The sequence below is a fragment of the Metabacillus niabensis genome, assembly GCF_020524345.1.
Classification (GTDB): Bacteria; Bacillota; Bacilli; order Bacillales; family Bacillaceae; genus Metabacillus; species Metabacillus niabensis_B.
In genome coordinates this window covers 133,788-150,251 of the sequence record NZ_JAIVLH010000016.1, presented here as the reverse complement: position 1 = coordinate 150,251, position 16,464 = coordinate 133,788, and the positions used below count along the sequence as shown (strand labels likewise).

Below are 16,464 nucleotides of genomic sequence, written 5' to 3'. Positions count from 1 at the left end.
CTATTATAATAACAAGCGCATAAAGCAAAAATTGGCAGGCATGAGTCCGGTTCAATTCCGTATCCATACCAGCCAATTAGCCGCTTAATATAAAACTCTAACTTTTAGGGGTCACCACAATTTGGGAGGTCATCAGTCTAGTCGGATCTATTACTTTAACTGTTCTTCTACTGCTTTTAACCATGTTGTAGCCATCAGCATGTTGCCTGCAGAATTCATGTGGACACCGTCTGTTGTTAAGTTGTAGCCGTTGTTTTGTTCTAGATACTTTACAAATGCTTGATGGGTTGGGACAAGTATTGTTTCAAATTGTTTTGACATATCATTTACAACTTTAACGTAATTTTTTAAGATTTCATTTCCCTTCGATTGTAACTGTTCTTCAATTACAGTTGGTTCCATTAAGATAATGCGCGCATTTGTCTGTTCTTTCACTTGGCTTAATAGTTCTGTGTAAAGGTGTTCAAATTTCTCTATGTCTACTTGTTCGATTTCAGGGCGATCAAGTTGTCTCCACACATCATTGATCCCAATCGATATGGAAAGGTAATCAGGGTTCTGTTCAATAACATCTTGTTGCCATCTTGAAGCAAGGTCTGTAATACGGTTGCCGCCGATACCTTTATTTGTTATATCAAATCCTTGCTCTGGATAAGTTGTTAGTAAGTAATCGTGGATGATTCTCACGTAACTGATGCCAATTTGTTCCGGATCCTCACGTTTTCCCCATTCTGTAATACTGTCACCAATAAATAGTATTTTCTTTTGTTTCATCTTTTCTCCTCCATCTACCCTTTTGTATGTAAGACAGCACTTTTTTATAAAATACTCATATAGCTCTTCGAGAAATATCATTCATTTTCCTCTAAAATCTTATCATCCTTTAGTAAAGATGAACGTCAAACGGTTTCGTTCCCTTTACTTCTCCATTCACTATAATAGATAATGCATGCCTACCGGGATAATGCTTCCTGGTTGTTAAATCTTTAAAGGAGTGTATTTTTACATATTGCTTTTTTTCTCCCGGTTTTATCATGACTTCAGATAGCTGAAATTGTTTACTCGATGGTTTCCCATTTGCTTTTATAAAGTCGATGGAATACTCAACTCTTACTTTACGTAATTCCGTGTCTGTTGAAGCTAGTTGAAATGAAAAGGCAATTGCATCTCCAATCTTCACATTTTTTGTCACATCTAAATCTGAAATTGTCATCGTATGTAAAGGACCTAGTCCAAACAGTTCAAGAGCGTCTAAGTTCCCTTTTTTAAGCAAGGTTCGCAAGCCTTTTTTCAAAATCCAATTCGTTAATTCATTTTCTCCGTTCCATTTTTTTGCTAGTGAGAGAACGATAGCCGGATGATCTCTCGAAATATCATTTATGTTATTTGCCACACTTTTTCTTACATATAAAGAGGGGTCTTCCTTCAAATTTTCTAAAATCGGTAAAATGGGTAAAGGATCATTTTTTAAGCCGGTTAATATCATACCCCATGGAAGCCTAGGACGGGAGCCTTCACTTGCAAGTCTTCTAACATGCTCATTTGAATGAGTGCTCCAGACAATAAATTGCTGAAGCATTTTCTCTTGATCTTTTACCACAAAGGGCCGAACTGCAAACTCGGATGTTGAATACTGAGTGAAATACTCAAGGGCAGAGATTGACACATTCCAATCGTTTAAACCGTATACCTCAATGTAATCTGGAAAAATAATTCCTGCCAGGCTGCCTTTAAAATGAGGTGCTACCTTTTTTAATATGTTAACCACCTCTGAAAAATCCAGTTTTATCGTTTCATGAAAACATTCAGAAATCCGCCGGACTCTTTGCTTTAAAGTAAGGTTGTCCCATTCACCCGCGTAAATATATGTAAGAAATATTTCTTCATCAAACGATGGATACGCATTCCTTAATTCCTTTGAAAGCTGATTCATAAAATCTTGATTAAAGATGTAGCGAAGTTCCTCAGCCATTTGTTCTCCCCTTAACTTAGTATTTATTGTAAATTATTATATCATTTTATATCTCAACTAAAAAAACAGCTGACGTAAGTATATACTTAACAAGTCACCTGTTTTTAAAATTCACTACTTATTTAATTAATCACAATGGCAGGAGAATAAGGATGAAGGTCCTTTCCTCCAGCTTGAACCATAATTAGTCAATCATCAAACCTATTTCTAGTTTTTTACCACCTTGGAATGTCATCACGATTTCAATTGCTTCTTTAAAACCCGAAAGTGACATATTTCCTTCCATGATCGTTGGTGCTGTAATATCAATTGTCATTCCTTTTGAAAAGACATTTGTACATAGTCCACCTGATATCATATTGCCAAGCTCACCAGCAAATGACTTTAACATATCCCCTTCAAGTGCCATGCCAAACATTAATTCACCTACAGAACTGAAAAAATCAACATCAGACTTATAGAGAACCTTACCATTTATTGAGCCTGTTATCCCAACCAGGACACCGAATTGGCATGTTAACTCAGAACGTAGCTCAGGCGCTGTTATATTTTCATGTGGGATCGGAAGTACCTGTTTTATGGACTCTATCGTTGACCCATGTAGATCTTCTAATGTGTTTGATACAGTCGTACTCAATATAAACACCCCCTGCTCTATTAGAATATGTCACAGAATGACCGTTTCAACTCTGTTTCTACCCTTACTTATCTACTAGTAGTATAACTAAGACTTTTTTCTTATTATATAGTAAATCTTTCCTCATCTCATCATAATTTCGACATAAATGACTATTTGAGATTCTTAATACTAGTTATATCGACAAACTTCTACCATTTGTTTAGAAAAAAAATGCTAGATTGTCATCCTGACAATCTAGCATTTTTGTAGGTACTAATTTAATTTTTTTTCAATCCACCTATATATATCCTCATAAACAACCTCACGATTTACTTCATTTAACATTTCATGCCGACCATTTTCATAAAATTTGTATTCGATCTGCTTAATTCCATGTTTCCTTAACTGATTAATTAGCTTATTTACACCCTTTGTATAATTTCCAACAGGATCCATATCCCCGCTAAAGAGGTAAAAGGGTAGATTTCTGTCTATTTTTGATACTTCCTCATGTCTATGAATCATATCAAGTCCATAGTATAAGTCTTGAAAAAATCCTGTTGTTCCTACTTTTCCGCAATATGGATCATTTATATACGTTGATACTTGTTCAGAATCCCGGGTTAGCCACTCATAACCTGTATTGGCATTCGTAAATTTCTTGTTATAGCTTCGGGTTGTTAATTTTTGCAGAAATGGACTTTCAGCACGATTTCCCCATTTTTTGACCTGTGTTTCAGCTAATTTTTTTGCAACTTTTAAGATCAAACCCGGATTTCCTCCAGTTCCTGATAAAATGACTCCATATAGACTCACCTGAAAACGCTGTAGAAAACGTCGGACTAAAAAGGAGCCCATACTGTGTCCCATGAGGAAGACGGGTAATTTTGGATATTGATTTTTTATGTCATCATACACTTCTTTCATATCGTCAACTGTTCTTTCAAAGCCGTTGCTTTCGGCAAAAAAACCATATTCACCACCCTTTTCACCAGTCTGTCCATGACCTCGATGATCATGTCCTATTACGATAATTCCCTTGGAATTGAGAAACATTGCAAATGGTTCATAACGTTTTATATGCTCTGCCATTCCATGAGCAACCTGTAAGACTGCTCTTGGCTTCACCGACTTCTCTTCCCATTGACAAACATATACTTGATGTTCATCAGACATAGTTAACCAATTTTCATTTTTCATACCCTTCCCCCCTGTCTTTTATCCCGTTTACTTCCATTTAAGTTAAAAGTCCATTTTACTTCTCGAAATTCCAGAGCTCTTTTTTTGATGTTGTAATGGCATCTGCCCCAGCTTCCAACGCTTTTTCGACTTCTTCAACTGTACGAATTAACCCGCCTGCGAGTATTTTAGTTTTTGTACGTTCTTTTACTTCTTTGATCATCCAAGGCATCGCACCTGGTAATACTTCAATATAATCTGGTTTTGTTTTTTCAACTAAGCGGTAGCTTCGTTCTAATGCATGAGAATCAATTAAAAACATCCTTTGGATCGCAATAACACCTTTTTGTTTTGCTTTTAAAATAACATTCGATTTTGTAGAAATAAGTCCATAAGGTCGATATTCCTGACAAAGATACTCAGCCGCAAAATCATCACTTTTCAAACCATGGATTAAGTCAACATGATAGATGATTTTTTTACGATGTTGCTCAGCTAATTTATGTAGATTGGCCAATTGAGAAATATGTGTTTCCAAAAAAACTCCAATCTCATAGTCGCTATCAAGGAACCGTTCGAATTGCTTTATAGATGAAAAAGCCGGTAAAATCTTTTGCATGTGTACTCCTCACTTTATCTTTATGTTGCAATTATTTATTTTTTCATCATAAAGGTTCCATTTAAAAATGTCACCCTTTTGCAAAAGATCCCTAAATGCACTTTATTTTCAAACACTTGGATAATTCAACCTAATTTGTAAACAATACGAGTTAGCACCCTTTTCTTGCTAGGAGGTTTAGATTGAAAACACGTGTTCCTAAACCATTGTCAAAATTAATAAAAGAAAAAAAACAAAACAAAAATTTCACTGAAAAATTATCTGCCATTCAAGAGATGAATAGCAGATCACAAGAGCAAAAGAAGATCGAACAAATCTCTTCCAACCTTCATTGGAACTTATCTTATATTAAAGAGGTAATAGGAAACAGCTCAGATATCATTATTAGAGACTTCAAGGCCGGTCAAAGCGGACTAATTGATCTCGGGCTTATTTACACGGATGGGTTAGCTGACAAATCATTTGTACAAGATTTTGTTTTAGATACTCTTATGGTTCAAATTAGGAATGCAGAAGTTGATCGTCCTGATATTCACACAGACTTGTTTGAATTCATTAAAGCACAAACTTTACCGATCGGAGAAATAAAGGAGATTGTTCATTTCGAAACTCTTTTTTTTCACTTTTTGTCTGGTGATACTATTTTATTAATGGACGGATTCCCTAAATGCTTAGCGATTGGATCAAGAGGCTGGACTGATCGCGGAGTGCAAGAACCTTCTTCACAGACAGTTGTTAGAGGTCCAAAGGATGGTTTTTCTGAAACATTAAGAACGAACACGGCCTTAATAAGACGTCGCATTAAAGATCCAAACCTTTGGCTTGAGACGAAACAACTTGGTAAAAAAACGAAAACAGATGTTGCCATAATGTATCTAAAAGGTGTCGCAACCGATAAGGTTGTAAAGGAAGTTCATACCCGGCTCGATAAGATTAAAATTGATGCTATTCTTGAAAGCGGATATATTGAAGAACTCATACAGGATAGTACATTTACTCCCTTTCCAACTGTCTTTAATACAGAACGTCCGGACACTGTGGCGGCAGCCATATTAGAAGGAAGAGTTGCTATTCTTGTTGATGGAACTCCATTCGTTTTAGTCGTTCCTGCTCTGTTAATCAATTTTTTCCAAGCAAGTGAAGATTATTATCAGAGAGCTGACATCGCGACACTTATTCGGTTACTTCGGTACCTATCATTTTTTCTTGCATTGCTCACACCTTCAGCTTATATAGCGGTAACAACATTCCACCAGGAAATGCTGCCTACACCGTTACTAATCAGTCTGGCAGCACAGAGAGATGGAGTTCCGTTTCCCGCGATTGTCGAAGCAATCCTTATGGAAATAACGTTTGAAATTCTACGGGAAGCTGGAGTCCGAATGCCCAGAGCGGTTGGTTCAGCGATCTCCATTGTTGGAGCACTTGTTATAGGCCAGGCAGCTGTTGAAGCTGGAATTGTCACCGCCACAATGGTCATTGTTGTTTCTCTAACAGCGATTAGCAGCTTTGTTTCTCCAACATTTAATATGGGTATTGCTGTGCGGATCCTACGCTTTGGGTTTATGATTCTTGCTGGAACATTCGGTTTATTTGGCATTATTTTAGGCTTAATTGCCATGGTCCTTCATCTTAGCAGTTTGAGATCTTTTGGGATTCCTTATTTATCACCGAATGCTCCATTTATTCTACAGGACCAAAAGGATAATTTTTTCCGACTCCCACATTGGGCCTTATTTGCACGCCCACGTTTAATAAGTCAAAAGGATACAGACCGAGAGGATACACCTTCTCCAAAACCACCTACTACTAGTTAAGGAGTTACCTTATGTACAAGAAGTTACTTATTATTATTTGTATGCTTCTTCTCACTACTGGTTGCTGGAGTAAAAAAGATTTAAACGAACTTGCCATCGTAACAGCGATTGGTATCGATAAAACGGAAGATGGTTATTCAGTTTCGATTCAAGTATTAAATCCGTCAGAGCTTGCTGGAAATACAAGCTCTGGTCGTACTGAAGTGGTGAGGTTTGTAAAATCAGGAAAAACCGTATTTGAAGCATTACGAAAACTGTCAACCGATACTCCAAGACGTATTTATTTGGCACATCTCCGTGAAGTTGTCTTTGGAGAAGAACTAGCTAGAGAAGGAATAGGTAAAGCACTTGATTTTATATCAAGAGATCATGAAATGAGAACTGACTTTTATATTACGGTCGCAAAAGGATCTACTGCCGCTGACATCTTAAATATTCAAACCGCAATTGAAAAAGTACCGGCAAACAAACTTTTTAATGCACTTGAAAACTCTGAGAGTGTTTGGGCAGCAGCAAAAACAGTTAAATTAGATGAGTTAATCAATAGTATTGTGAGCAAGGGAAAAGAACCTGTTTTAACAGGAATCTATTATTACGGAGATGCTGAAGTAGGAAGCAATATCGAAAACGTTCATAATGTCTCACCCGAAACAGGGTTAAGGATTGATTATCTTGCTGTTTTTAAGAAAGACAAACTGATCGGTTGGTTGAATATGAATGAAAGCAAAGGTTTTAACTATATTACAGACAATATTAAAAATACAGTAGTAACCATTGAACAAGAAGATGGCAATATCACCATCGAGACTTTACGTTCTAAAACCAAAGTAAAGGGAAAAATGGAAAAAGGTAAACCTGTAATCGACATTACCGTTACACCTGAAGGAAATATCGCTGATGTTGAAAGCAGTATTGATTTATCAAAACCTGAAACAATCGACAAATTAGAAAAAAAATATGCTGACAATATTAAAGAGAAAGTACAAACCTCTGTGCAAGAGGTTCAAGAGGATTTTCAAAGTGATATTTTTGGTTTTGGAGAAGTCATTCATCGGGAAGATCCAAGAGCCTGGAAAGGACTAGAAGATAACTGGGATGAGCATTTCACAAATTTAAACGTAAATGTTCATGTCAAAACCGAAATAAGAAGATTAGGTACAATTACAGACTCATTTCAAAAAGAAACAAAGGAGTAAACATACATGTGGACAATTGTTGGAATTCTCCTAATAGGTTTACTCGTTTGGATTATTGAGATTAAGGCATTATTAAAAAGTAAAAGCTACCGGGAGATGATCATCTATAGTTTCTTACTAACTAGCGGATTATCATTTGCTTGTCTTTTAGCACTTAATATAAGAATTCCAACTCCGCTTGATTTCCTAAACCGTATATACAGTCCTATTATTTCATCTATAGAACGTTTTTTGTCATAGAGAGGTAGTTGATATGTAAACATGCTTGAAAAAGGGAAAATTAATACAGGTGAATTTGAAATTATTGTGATTATTTTTACTCTAGGTAGCACCATACTAGTAGGGCCATCTTTACTTGCCTCTTATGCAAAACAAGATGCCTGGATTGCTTCTTTTCTCTCTTTAATGATTGGATTATGTTTTATTTTTCTATATAACCAGCTGACATCTTTTTATCCTGAAATGACCTTTATAGAAATGACGAAAAACATTTTAGGAAGTTGGATAGGAGGTGTTGTTTCCTTTCTCTTCATCTTTTATTTTTTTATTATTTCCGCTGGTTTACTTAGAGAGATCGGGGATTTCTTAACAACTCAAATTCTCGTCGAAACACCTATTCAGACAATCTTGATTTCTTTCATCCTCATCAGTATGGCAGGAGTTAAATTGGGAATTGAGGTCATCAGCCGTACAGCCATCATTTTTTTCCCTTGGATGATTTTGATGCTTGCACTACTATTTTTATTTCTTATCCCTGAAGTAGAGATTTCAAATATACAACCTATCTACGGAGAAGGATTCAAAGCTATAGCAAGAGCTACCTACAGCAGTTTGGGACTACCTTATTTAGAATTGTTTATTTTTTTAATGATTACCCCGTATGTATCAAACAAACAGGGATTGAAGAAATCCTTTTATAAAGGAACTATTATCGGGGGAGTTGTTTTATCGATCCTTATCATATTCAGTATTATAGTACTTGGAGCAGATTTTACTGCAAGGCATGCTTATCCTTCCTATATATTAGGGAAAAAAATAAGCCTTGGAACGGTCATTGAAAGATTGGAAGTCATTGTTGCTATCATTTGGTTTTTTTCAGTGTATTTTAAGCTTACGATTTGCTATTACGGAATCACTCTTGGCCTTGCACAAATATTCAAATTAAAGAGTTATAAAATTCTGGTTTTTCCATTAGCCTTTTTGCTAGTCACCTTTTCAATCATCCTATACCCGGATATCGTTTATTTTCAAGATTTCCTTGCACACACATGGACACCGTATTCCTTAACAGTTTGTTTCTTTATTCCATGCATTATTGTGTTTGCAGCTAACGTTAAAAAAGTCAAAAAGAACAAAGAAAGCGGAAGGTAAGACTAATATGGAGAATGCAAAGATATCTGCCATTCAGTTGGTCACAATCATCTACATATTTGTTGTAGGTACAACCGTGATTTTTCCATTAGCTGCCGATGCTGAACAAGCTGCCTGGATTTCAATTTTACTTGGTATGTTTTTAGGTTTTCCTTTGCTATTGATTTATCACTATTTATATAAACTGTATCCTAACCTTGTCTTAACAGAATACACAATAAAGATCCTGGGTAAATACTTAGGTACTGCAGTTGGCATTTCCTATGTTTTGTTTTTTTTATACGGAGCTGCACGTGATGTTCGAGATGCAATGGAACTGGCCCCGCTATTTTTGCATGGAACACCTGTATCGGTCATCGGGATTATGTTTTTACTCCCTATACTCTATGGGTTATTTTTAGGCATAGAAGTTCTGCTTAGAACAAGTGAAATATTTATCGTATATCTTGTCCTAACAGGGATTTTAATGATTATCTTCATATTTTTCTCTGATATCTTTCAATATGAAAATTTATTACCAGTATTAGAGCCCGGTTGGAAGAAGATTATTGGTACAACATTGAAAGAGGCTTGGAGTGCACCGTTTGGGGAAGTCGTTTGTTTTACAATGGTTTTTGCATATTTAAATAAACCAAAACATCAATTAAAAGCTTCTTTTATGGGAGTAATTATAGGAGGGTTATCTTTAGCGCTTTTTCATTTTTTAACGATCGCAGTTTTAGGAGCTGATACGAGAGGCAGTTCTATCTCTCCTTTTCTGAGAATGGTTCAAAAAATTGAGGTTGCTGAGATTATTCAAAGACTTGATGCACTTTTCATGATCTGGCTCCTAGTCAATGATTTTTTTAAAGTGGCCATTTTTATGTATGCAGCAGTGATAGGCGGTGCAACATTATTTAAAATATCTAAAAATGTGTTAGTTTTACCTTTTGGAGCCATCGTCTTTTTTACTTCCTACTATTTTACAGAAAACTACATTGCTCATATGGCTCAAGGTGATTTTATGCTTGCATATATTTATCCTATTTTCTCCTTTGCTATTCCCCTTCTATTGTGTGTTGTGGCTTTTGTTAAGAAAAAGTTTTAAAAGTGATGTCCGTGTCGAATTTTGTCTAATAGGAAATATAATTTAAAAATCGAAAATATAAACTGTTAATGGTAAATATAACCCCGAAAAAGCAAATAAAATCAGAAAATCGAAAATAAATATTCAGCGTCCAAAAAAAGAACATGAAAAAGGAGGCTTACTTTCACCTTTTTCATGTTCTTATGAAATGGAGTGATGCTTTTCTTTTACCAGCTTATATTCACATTCCAGTTCAGGTAAAGTTAATTCATATAATTGGCGATCATCTGATGATTTAAAGCAGTTTAACTTTAACAGTTGCTGAATGATATGGTCCTTCTGAAAGACGATGCCCTCTTTCATGTTTTTACCCATTTCTTTCACATCCTATAAATACCTACATTAGATAATTTTCCGTCATACTATTTAAATGTCTTTCTAACATTAATTTTAACTCATTGGACTTTTTCAAGCCATTTGTCGCTTCTAAGAATGTATCCTCATCACCATTCCCAAGAGACTGATCAACCTGAAATTTCAAGTGATTAATATGTAATTCCAAATCCATTAACGAATAAATATACCCTTTAATGAAATACTTTTCTAAGTCGTCTAATGCCATATATATATACTTATCAGAATTCAGAATAACCATGTTATACCAACCCTGATCATATACATATGTACGTTCATTTGTTACTTCCAATAATTCTCCACGCTTAATTGTCAGCATATCTTCATGCTCCCCATCTGGACAAAAACACTCGACAAAGTGTTGGAACTGTTGATTCACGATAAAATAGTGATGCATAGTCGAAACTCCTCTCTTAATGGACATTTTGATCTTTAAATATATCTTTGCATTGTTTTGTTAAAGGACATTCAAAGCACCCTTGATTGTTTTCATTAACGAGTTGCTTTATATACTCTAAATATTGAACTCCCTTAGGAATATCTTGTTTACTTGGATAAAAGGCAGTTATTCTTCCATCTAATAAAGAAACAATTTCAATCTTTTCAGGTAGCATTCCCAAAGATTCGTAAGAGAAAACCGAAACGAGTTGACTATATCTTTCCATCAACTGCTGATCTGCCTCTAACAGAAATTTTTTTACTGAAAAAGATGTAGCTGACCATTCTGCTACTTCAATCGTAATGGAGGCTTGAGATTCTAAACCCTTTATGTATAGTTTCTCATATAAGAAAAGCGGCGGTTGCTTACTTTTCGTTGAGAGAAACTGAAGCAAATGATCCGTTATTTTGGCTAAAACCATATAATACTCTTCCCTGGACTGAAAAAAATCAAACCTGACTTGGTGCCAACACTCATTTATTACCTTTAATGCAGATAGCTTTGTCTGATCTTCTAAATGAAGCTCATAATATGTATGAACAATTGAATTGATGACTGCTTGGATATTCTGTCTCCACATTCGCTCTTTTTCATGGAGGAGCTGAAAATAGTAAACTTGGTACGGACATTTTATAAAAGACTCTAAATGATCTTGCATCACATGCTTCTCTACTATATGTTTGTTTTCATTCATCATTTAGAGAACACTTCCTTTCATTTAATGATAATGATTATCATTATCTTTTATAATTCTAATTGAAAAGTGTTCTCACTGTCAAGATTCATCTCGTGAAATATATAAGAAAAACTAAGGCTTGTCGCCAAGTCCTATTGGCAAAAGCCCTAGTTTTTCTTATACTATCATCCATAAAATTTAGATACTTTCTGATCGTATAAAAAGGATCAGTTCCCATAACTGATCCTTTCGTTACTTTACTTCATCAATTTTTTCATCATTTTTAAACTATTTTTTGCATTTGGATACCTGAAGCTGAAATCAAAACGATCGGTTTGTTTGAGTACACTCTTATAATGGGAAAACGTTTGAAAGCTCGCCTCCCCATGATATGTTCCCATTCCACTTTCACCAACACCTCCAAAAGGCAGGTATGGCGTTGCAATATGCATAAGTGTATCATTAATACACCCACCACCAAATGAAGTAGACTCAGTGACTTGTTTTGCTACCTCATCATTTGTTGTAAAAACGTATAAAGCTAATGGCTTTGGACGGCTATTAATAAAATCAACTGCTTCTTGTATGTTATCGTACTCCAAGATGGGCAGTATTGGTCCAAAGATTTCATCTGTCATTAGAGGAGATGTAAGATCTTTTGGTTTGATCAGTGTTGGATTTATCTTTAGTTGGCTTTCATCTGATTGGCCGCCAAACAGGATCGTTCCATCTGATAAGTAACTCTTTAAGCGATGAAAATGACGGTCATTTACAATTTTTGTAAACTCTTCATTTTGAATTGCGTTTTCACCATAAAAATCAACAATCACCTTTTTTAATTCTTCGATTAATGGCTCTTTAATTTTTTTATCGAGAAAGAGGTAATCCGGTGCAATACAGGTTTGACCGGCATTCATTAGCTTTCCAAACATAATTCTCTTTGCAGCAAGCTCCAAATTGGCTGATCGGTCTACAATGCAAGGGCTCTTCCCACCAAGCTCTAACGTGATCGGAATTAATCTTTCGGCAGCAGCCTTCATCACTATTTTCCCAACAGGGACACTTCCAGTAAAAAAGATATAGTCGAATGGTTGATCTAATAAAAAGCTTGTTGTCTCGACTCCACCTTCCATCACAGTCACATAAGCAGGGTCAAACGCTTCTTGAATTAACTTTACCAGTATTGAAGATGTATGTGGTGTTAATTCGGAAGGCTTTAAAATGGCTGTATTTCCTGCTGCAATAGCTCCAATAAGGGGGGCCAGTTGTAGCTGAAACGGATAATTCCATGGTGCAATGATGAGCGTGACACCATAAGGCTCAGCTACTCTAATACCTTTAGATCCTATATGTGTTTTCGCTGTTTTTACCTTTTCAGGCTTCATCCATTTATCTAAATGCTTTAATGTAAATTTTATCTCCTCTAACAAAAAGCCAATTTCAGTCATATATGCTTCAGTTTCAGATTTATTTAAATCAAGTTTAAGTGCCTTACATATTGCTTTTTCATGTTTCCGAACCTGATCAGCAAGGGTTTGAAGCATTTTTTTTCTGAAGTCCTTTGACTTTGTTTGACCGTTATGAAAGAAGTTTTTTTGAAGTTGAACAACTGTTGATACAGATTCAACGGTCTGTTCACTCAATTGAGCCATGACAATTCCTCCTAATAGAGCTTATCATCTGTTAATATAGACCTCATAAGGGGAAGATGTCAAAGTTTATCATTCCACTTTCCTACATCGACTCTATTTTCTTTTTTGATAGAGGTGAATATTGATATCCCCATTTCAGTGATAAGAACATTCCAATTAGTCCTGCTGCGCCTGCGGTCAAAAATACTGGTAGAAATGTTCCCTCCCCAGAAAATAAACCTGAGATAAATGGCCCTAGAAAAATACCGATTGCATACACCGCTTGAAACAACCCCATCGCAGTGGCGCGTTTTCTATTCGGAATGGTTTGAATCGCCATTCCCATTAACAATGGTATGGTCATCCCTTGGGCAAAGCCATTAACTGCTTGTGTAAGATAAAGAACTTCCAGGTTATTTATAAACGGAATAATAACTGAAAACACAAATGAACCAAAGAATCCTACAACTAAGATTTTCCACTTTTGAAAAATTCCAGCTAAATATCTTCCAGTTATAATAGGCGCAATTGCATGGGGGACCATAAAGCTAAATACTAAATAAATAAGGCTCTCCTTTGAGGCACCTATTTTTAGCGCATAATCTGGTGTAAATCCAAACATCGTAATAAATAGGACAGCATGAGCAAGAGCTGATAAGATTGCTGCTTTTAAGACAGTCGGCTCTCTTAAGACTTCATTTAGTTCGCTCATTTTCATCTTCTTAGTCTCTGTTTTCTTCTTTGATTCTTTTATTCGAAGCGCTAACAAGATCCCAAGTATTCCAACAAATCCTCCTATCCAAAATGGAGATTTCCACCCCCATTGAGTCACGAGGTATCCACTCAAACCCATACTTATAAGTTGGGAAGCAACTGTAATAAACTGTACATTCCCCATAGCTCTTGTTGTGTCTTCTTGCTTAAAATAGCTCGCATATAGAACAGTAAATGCAACCCACATCGATGCTGTAATGCCGGAAATAAACCTTGATACCAAAGCAAACTCTATACTCTCCGTTAAAGCAAAACCAAGACAGCTAATCACTCCTGTCACTAGGCCAGCTATTACAAAAGGCTTCCGAATTTGCAGGCGATCTGAGACAACTCCAACCGGAAGTCGCAATAAAATTTGCATAATCCCATAGCTTCCGACGATAAATCCAACGATCGTATATGTACCACCTAAATAGTCCAAATATGAAACAAATACCGGCACATAAATATAAAGTGAAAACCAATAAATAAAGGTAATTAGAATAAACAAAATATGATCATAGAGTGAGAGCTTCTGAACTTCGATATCACCAGTCAAAATAAACCTCCTTATGTAGCTTACTCTGTGTATTTATTTATCTTATCCGCTTTCATTCATCTTTTAAATACTAAAAATAAAAAAAGAGAAGAAAATCAACATTATGTTAATCTCTTCTCTTTATAAATATGCTTAGAAGTACAATACCCAAATCACGACAACCAGCACAATACGGTAGATCGCAAATGGCATTAATTTAATTTTATTAATCAATTTCAAGAAAAAGCGGATTGATATTAACGCAAAAACAAAGGCACTAATAAATCCTGCGATAAAAAACGGCATGGCATCAAGTGTGAAGTATTGCCAGTTTTTAAGTAGAGATAGAAAGCTTGCTCCCGCCATAATCGGTACAGCCATAATAAATGTAAAATCAGCTGCTGCACGGTGGCTCATTCCCAATAACACTCCACCTGAAATCGTCGAGCCAGAGCGTGAAAAACCCGGCCATAATGAAAGACACTGAATAAGCCCCACTGATAATGCCTGCTTGTACGTAATTTGGTCAACCGTATCAATCTTTGATGCTTTTGGACCGAAAAGGTCAGCAGCAATCATTAAGAGCGCACCCACAACTAACCCGATTAACACGGTCTCGATTGAGAATAAATACTCATCGATATAATCCTCAAACAAAACGCCTAAAACACCTGCCGGAATTAACCCGACAATAACTTGTGAAAGCTTTAGTCGATTCTGAGTAGTCCTTTTTTGTACTCTTTTGCTAAATCTGCTCAATCCCAGCATTTGAATAAATCTGTCTTTAAATACAACGACAACTGCTAATATCGACCCTAGTTGAATAACAATTTTAAATGTATTTGCAACATATTTTGTTAAAAATTCTTCTGATTGTAACCACATATCATCAACAATAATCATATGACCTGTTGAAGAAACTGGTGCAAATTCTGTTAATCCTTCTACCAAGCCTAATATAACAGCTTTTAAGATTGTAATAAAATCCATCTTTATAAGCTCCTATCATTCTTTAATCGGTAAACCCACAAATGTAAGTATACCGTCAAAGCAACTGAGATGGAACTTAATTTTTTCTTAAGACTATTCTTTTACAAATTCCTTTGTACTTCTTACTGTGTCAATCGGACGAACCATTTTTTCAATTTGTTCACGTTTTGGTTCAAGAAATGGTGGCAGTGAGAGTTTTTCACCTAATGTTTCATAAGGCTCATCCCCCATAAATCCTGGACCATCTGTTGCAAATTCAAATAAAATTTGAGGTGCAACCCTAGCATATAATGATTCAAAGAAATGTCTGTTTACATATCCTGATGTGTGGAATCCTATGTTTTCCATTCTGGTAATCCACTCTTCTAACACATTACGATCTTCTACACGGAAGGCTACATGGTGGACTGTACCAAAGCCTTGAATTCCTTGAGGAAGCATTACATTATGTTCTACAATTACTTGTGCTCCGTTTCCTCCCTCACCCACTTCAAATAAATGAAAAGATCCTTCCTGGGCAATTTCCTTAAATAAAAGAGCTTTTTCTAATACTTCCTTTAGTTGATCAAAATTGGAGATTCTGATAAAGATTGGCCCCAAGCCTGTAATAGCATGTTCTAATGGAATAGGTCCTTTTTGCCAAGGTGTACCTGATGCAACTCCCTTATTATGCTCATCGGAAATTAACTGATAGTGTTGATCATCATAATCAACAAAGGACAGTGTTTTCTTGCCAAATTGTTCTTTAATTCCTGTATGATTAACTTCTAAACGATCAAAACGATTGACCCAATAATCAAGTGAAGCATCGGTTGGAACCCGAAATGATGTTTTTGAAATCTCATTCGTTCCATGAACCCCTTTCGGAATCCCAGGGAAATCGAAGAAAGTCATATCCGTTCCTGCACTGCCTACATCATCAGCAAAAAATAAATGATAAGTCTGAATATCATCCTGATTAACTGTTTTCTTCACTAACCGCATCCCTAAAACAAAAGTGAAAAATTCATAATTTTTTTCTGCACTACTTGTAATAGCTGTTACATGGTGTATTCCTTTTAAATGGTTCATTTTCATTCCTCCGTTATCATGAATGTACTATTTATTATGATTTTTTTACGTTCATAAATACACTTAATTCAAATATCTCGATTTAAAGATAATATATCATGAAATTACCTTCA

At 35.7% G+C, this 16,464-nt stretch carries 18 protein-coding genes; 6 read left to right on the top strand and 12 right to left on the bottom strand.

From position 1 onward, the window contains the following. On the top strand, positions 1–88 hold an 88-nt coding region (locus LC095_RS27290; RefSeq protein ID WP_404810027.1), incomplete at its 5' end, for an IS3 family transposase. Positions 89–150: 62 nt separating this feature from the next. Here the strand turns inward: LC095_RS27290 and LC095_RS17940 are convergent. The 5 genes from LC095_RS17940 to LC095_RS17920 form a co-directional block, all read right to left on the bottom strand. Then, positions 151–774, bottom strand: a complete 624-nt coding sequence (locus LC095_RS17940) for an SGNH/GDSL hydrolase family protein (RefSeq protein WP_226529448.1) — start codon at positions 772–774, stop codon at positions 151–153. 109 nt (positions 775–883) lie between these two features. Next, positions 884–1,972 (bottom strand): hypothetical protein, encoded by a 1,089-nt coding sequence (locus tag LC095_RS17935; RefSeq protein ID WP_226529447.1) that lies wholly within the window; start codon positions 1,970–1,972, stop codon positions 884–886. A gap of 184 nt (positions 1,973–2,156) precedes the next feature. Further along, positions 2,157–2,609: a chemotaxis protein CheX gene (locus tag LC095_RS17930; protein ID WP_226529446.1), complete on the bottom strand. Its 453-nt coding sequence runs from the start codon at positions 2,607–2,609 to the stop codon at positions 2,157–2,159. Between the two features lie 255 nt (positions 2,610–2,864). Next, positions 2,865–3,791 (bottom strand): alpha/beta fold hydrolase, encoded by a 927-nt coding sequence (locus LC095_RS17925; protein ID WP_226529444.1) that lies wholly within the window; start codon positions 3,789–3,791, stop codon positions 2,865–2,867. A gap of 55 nt (positions 3,792–3,846) precedes the next feature. Continuing rightward, positions 3,847–4,389: a glycerol-3-phosphate responsive antiterminator gene (locus LC095_RS17920; RefSeq protein ID WP_226529443.1), complete on the bottom strand. Its 543-nt coding sequence runs from the start codon at positions 4,387–4,389 to the stop codon at positions 3,847–3,849. Between the two features lie 275 nt (positions 4,390–4,664). On the opposite strand from LC095_RS17920, the gene LC095_RS17915 reads away from it, so the two are divergent. From LC095_RS17915 to LC095_RS17895, 5 genes are read left to right on the top strand one after another with little or no spacing between them, the layout of a single operon-like run. Continuing rightward, complete coding sequence (locus LC095_RS17915) at positions 4,665–6,206, top strand: spore germination protein (RefSeq protein ID WP_226529456.1); 1,542 nt, start codon at positions 4,665–4,667, stop codon at positions 6,204–6,206. An 11-nt stretch (positions 6,207–6,217) separates the two neighbouring features. Beyond that, positions 6,218–7,402 carry a Ger(x)C family spore germination protein gene (locus LC095_RS17910; RefSeq protein ID WP_226529442.1) on the top strand — a complete coding sequence of 395 codons (1,185 nt, stop codon included), beginning with the start codon at positions 6,218–6,220 and terminating at the stop codon, positions 7,400–7,402. A 6-nt stretch (positions 7,403–7,408) separates the two neighbouring features. Further along, positions 7,409–7,642, top strand: coding sequence for a hypothetical protein (locus tag LC095_RS17905; protein WP_226529441.1), 234 nt, complete (start codon positions 7,409–7,411; stop codon positions 7,640–7,642). Positions 7,643–7,663: 21 nt separating this feature from the next. Further along, a complete protein-coding gene (locus tag LC095_RS17900; protein ID WP_226529440.1) occupies positions 7,664–8,773 on the top strand; it encodes a GerAB/ArcD/ProY family transporter in 1,110 nt (369 codons plus the stop codon). Between the two features lie 7 nt (positions 8,774–8,780). After that, entirely contained in the window at positions 8,781–9,860 is a 1,080-nt protein-coding gene (locus tag LC095_RS17895; protein ID WP_226529438.1) for a GerAB/ArcD/ProY family transporter, read from the top strand. A 180-nt stretch (positions 9,861–10,040) separates the two neighbouring features. On the opposite strand, the gene LC095_RS17890 is transcribed toward LC095_RS17895, so the two are convergent. From LC095_RS17890 to LC095_RS17860, 7 genes are all read right to left on the bottom strand, one after another. Then, positions 10,041–10,214 carry a Fur-regulated basic protein FbpA gene (locus LC095_RS17890; protein ID WP_226529436.1) on the bottom strand — a complete coding sequence of 58 codons (174 nt, stop codon included), beginning with the start codon at positions 10,212–10,214 and terminating at the stop codon, positions 10,041–10,043. A gap of 22 nt (positions 10,215–10,236) precedes the next feature. Next, positions 10,237–10,677, bottom strand: coding sequence for a hypothetical protein (locus LC095_RS17885; RefSeq protein ID WP_226529435.1), 441 nt, complete (start codon positions 10,675–10,677; stop codon positions 10,237–10,239). Then, positions 10,667–11,389, bottom strand: coding sequence for a hypothetical protein (locus LC095_RS17880; RefSeq protein ID WP_226529434.1), 723 nt, complete (start codon positions 11,387–11,389; stop codon positions 10,667–10,669). Before LC095_RS17880 ends, LC095_RS17885 begins: the two co-directional genes overlap by 11 nt. Before the next feature lie 236 nt (positions 11,390–11,625). Beyond that, on the bottom strand, positions 11,626–13,020 hold the full coding sequence (locus LC095_RS17875; protein WP_226529433.1) for an aldehyde dehydrogenase: 1,395 nt from the start codon (positions 13,018–13,020) through the stop codon (positions 11,626–11,628). Between the two features lie 82 nt (positions 13,021–13,102). Then, complete coding sequence (locus LC095_RS17870) at positions 13,103–14,311, bottom strand: MFS transporter (RefSeq protein WP_226529432.1); 1,209 nt, start codon at positions 14,309–14,311, stop codon at positions 13,103–13,105. 132 nt (positions 14,312–14,443) lie between these two features. Beyond that, positions 14,444–15,280, bottom strand: coding sequence for an undecaprenyl-diphosphate phosphatase (locus tag LC095_RS17865; protein WP_226529431.1), 837 nt, complete (start codon positions 15,278–15,280; stop codon positions 14,444–14,446). A gap of 93 nt (positions 15,281–15,373) precedes the next feature. After that, positions 15,374–16,351 (bottom strand): ring-cleaving dioxygenase, encoded by a 978-nt coding sequence (locus LC095_RS17860; protein ID WP_226529430.1) that lies wholly within the window; start codon positions 16,349–16,351, stop codon positions 15,374–15,376. Between the last annotated feature and the right edge of the window lie 113 nt (positions 16,352–16,464).

Bases quoted from the DNA above. Each gene is read 5' to 3' on its own strand.
- LC095_RS17860 (WP_226529430.1), bottom strand. From the start codon at position 16,351: ATGAACCATTTAAAAGGAATACACCATGTAACAGCTATTACAAGTAGT.
- LC095_RS17890 (WP_226529436.1), bottom strand. From the start codon at position 10,214: ATGGGTAAAAACATGAAAGAGGGCATCGTCTTTCAGAAGGACCATATC.
- LC095_RS17935 (WP_226529447.1), bottom strand. From the start codon at position 1,972: ATGGCTGAGGAACTTCGCTACATCTTTAATCAAGATTTTATGAATCAG.
- LC095_RS17865 (WP_226529431.1), bottom strand. From the start codon at position 15,280: ATGGATTTTATTACAATCTTAAAAGCTGTTATATTAGGCTTGGTAGAA.
- LC095_RS17885 (WP_226529435.1), bottom strand. From the start codon at position 10,677: ATGTCCATTAAGAGAGGAGTTTCGACTATGCATCACTATTTTATCGTG.
- LC095_RS17900 (WP_226529440.1), top strand. From the start codon at position 7,664: ATGCTTGAAAAAGGGAAAATTAATACAGGTGAATTTGAAATTATTGTG.
- LC095_RS17880 (WP_226529434.1), bottom strand. From the start codon at position 11,389: ATGATGAATGAAAACAAACATATAGTAGAGAAGCATGTGATGCAAGAT.
- LC095_RS17875 (WP_226529433.1), bottom strand. From the start codon at position 13,020: ATGGCTCAATTGAGTGAACAGACCGTTGAATCTGTATCAACAGTTGTT.
- LC095_RS17915 (WP_226529456.1), top strand. From the start codon at position 4,665: ATGAATAGCAGATCACAAGAGCAAAAGAAGATCGAACAAATCTCTTCC.
- LC095_RS17920 (WP_226529443.1), bottom strand. From the start codon at position 4,389: ATGCAAAAGATTTTACCGGCTTTTTCATCTATAAAGCAATTCGAACGG.
- LC095_RS17940 (WP_226529448.1), bottom strand. From the start codon at position 774: ATGAAACAAAAGAAAATACTATTTATTGGTGACAGTATTACAGAATGG.
- LC095_RS17910 (WP_226529442.1), top strand. From the start codon at position 6,218: ATGTACAAGAAGTTACTTATTATTATTTGTATGCTTCTTCTCACTACT.
- LC095_RS17895 (WP_226529438.1), top strand. From the start codon at position 8,781: ATGGAGAATGCAAAGATATCTGCCATTCAGTTGGTCACAATCATCTAC.
- LC095_RS17905 (WP_226529441.1), top strand. From the start codon at position 7,409: ATGTGGACAATTGTTGGAATTCTCCTAATAGGTTTACTCGTTTGGATT.
- LC095_RS17925 (WP_226529444.1), bottom strand. From the start codon at position 3,791: ATGAAAAATGAAAATTGGTTAACTATGTCTGATGAACATCAAGTATAT.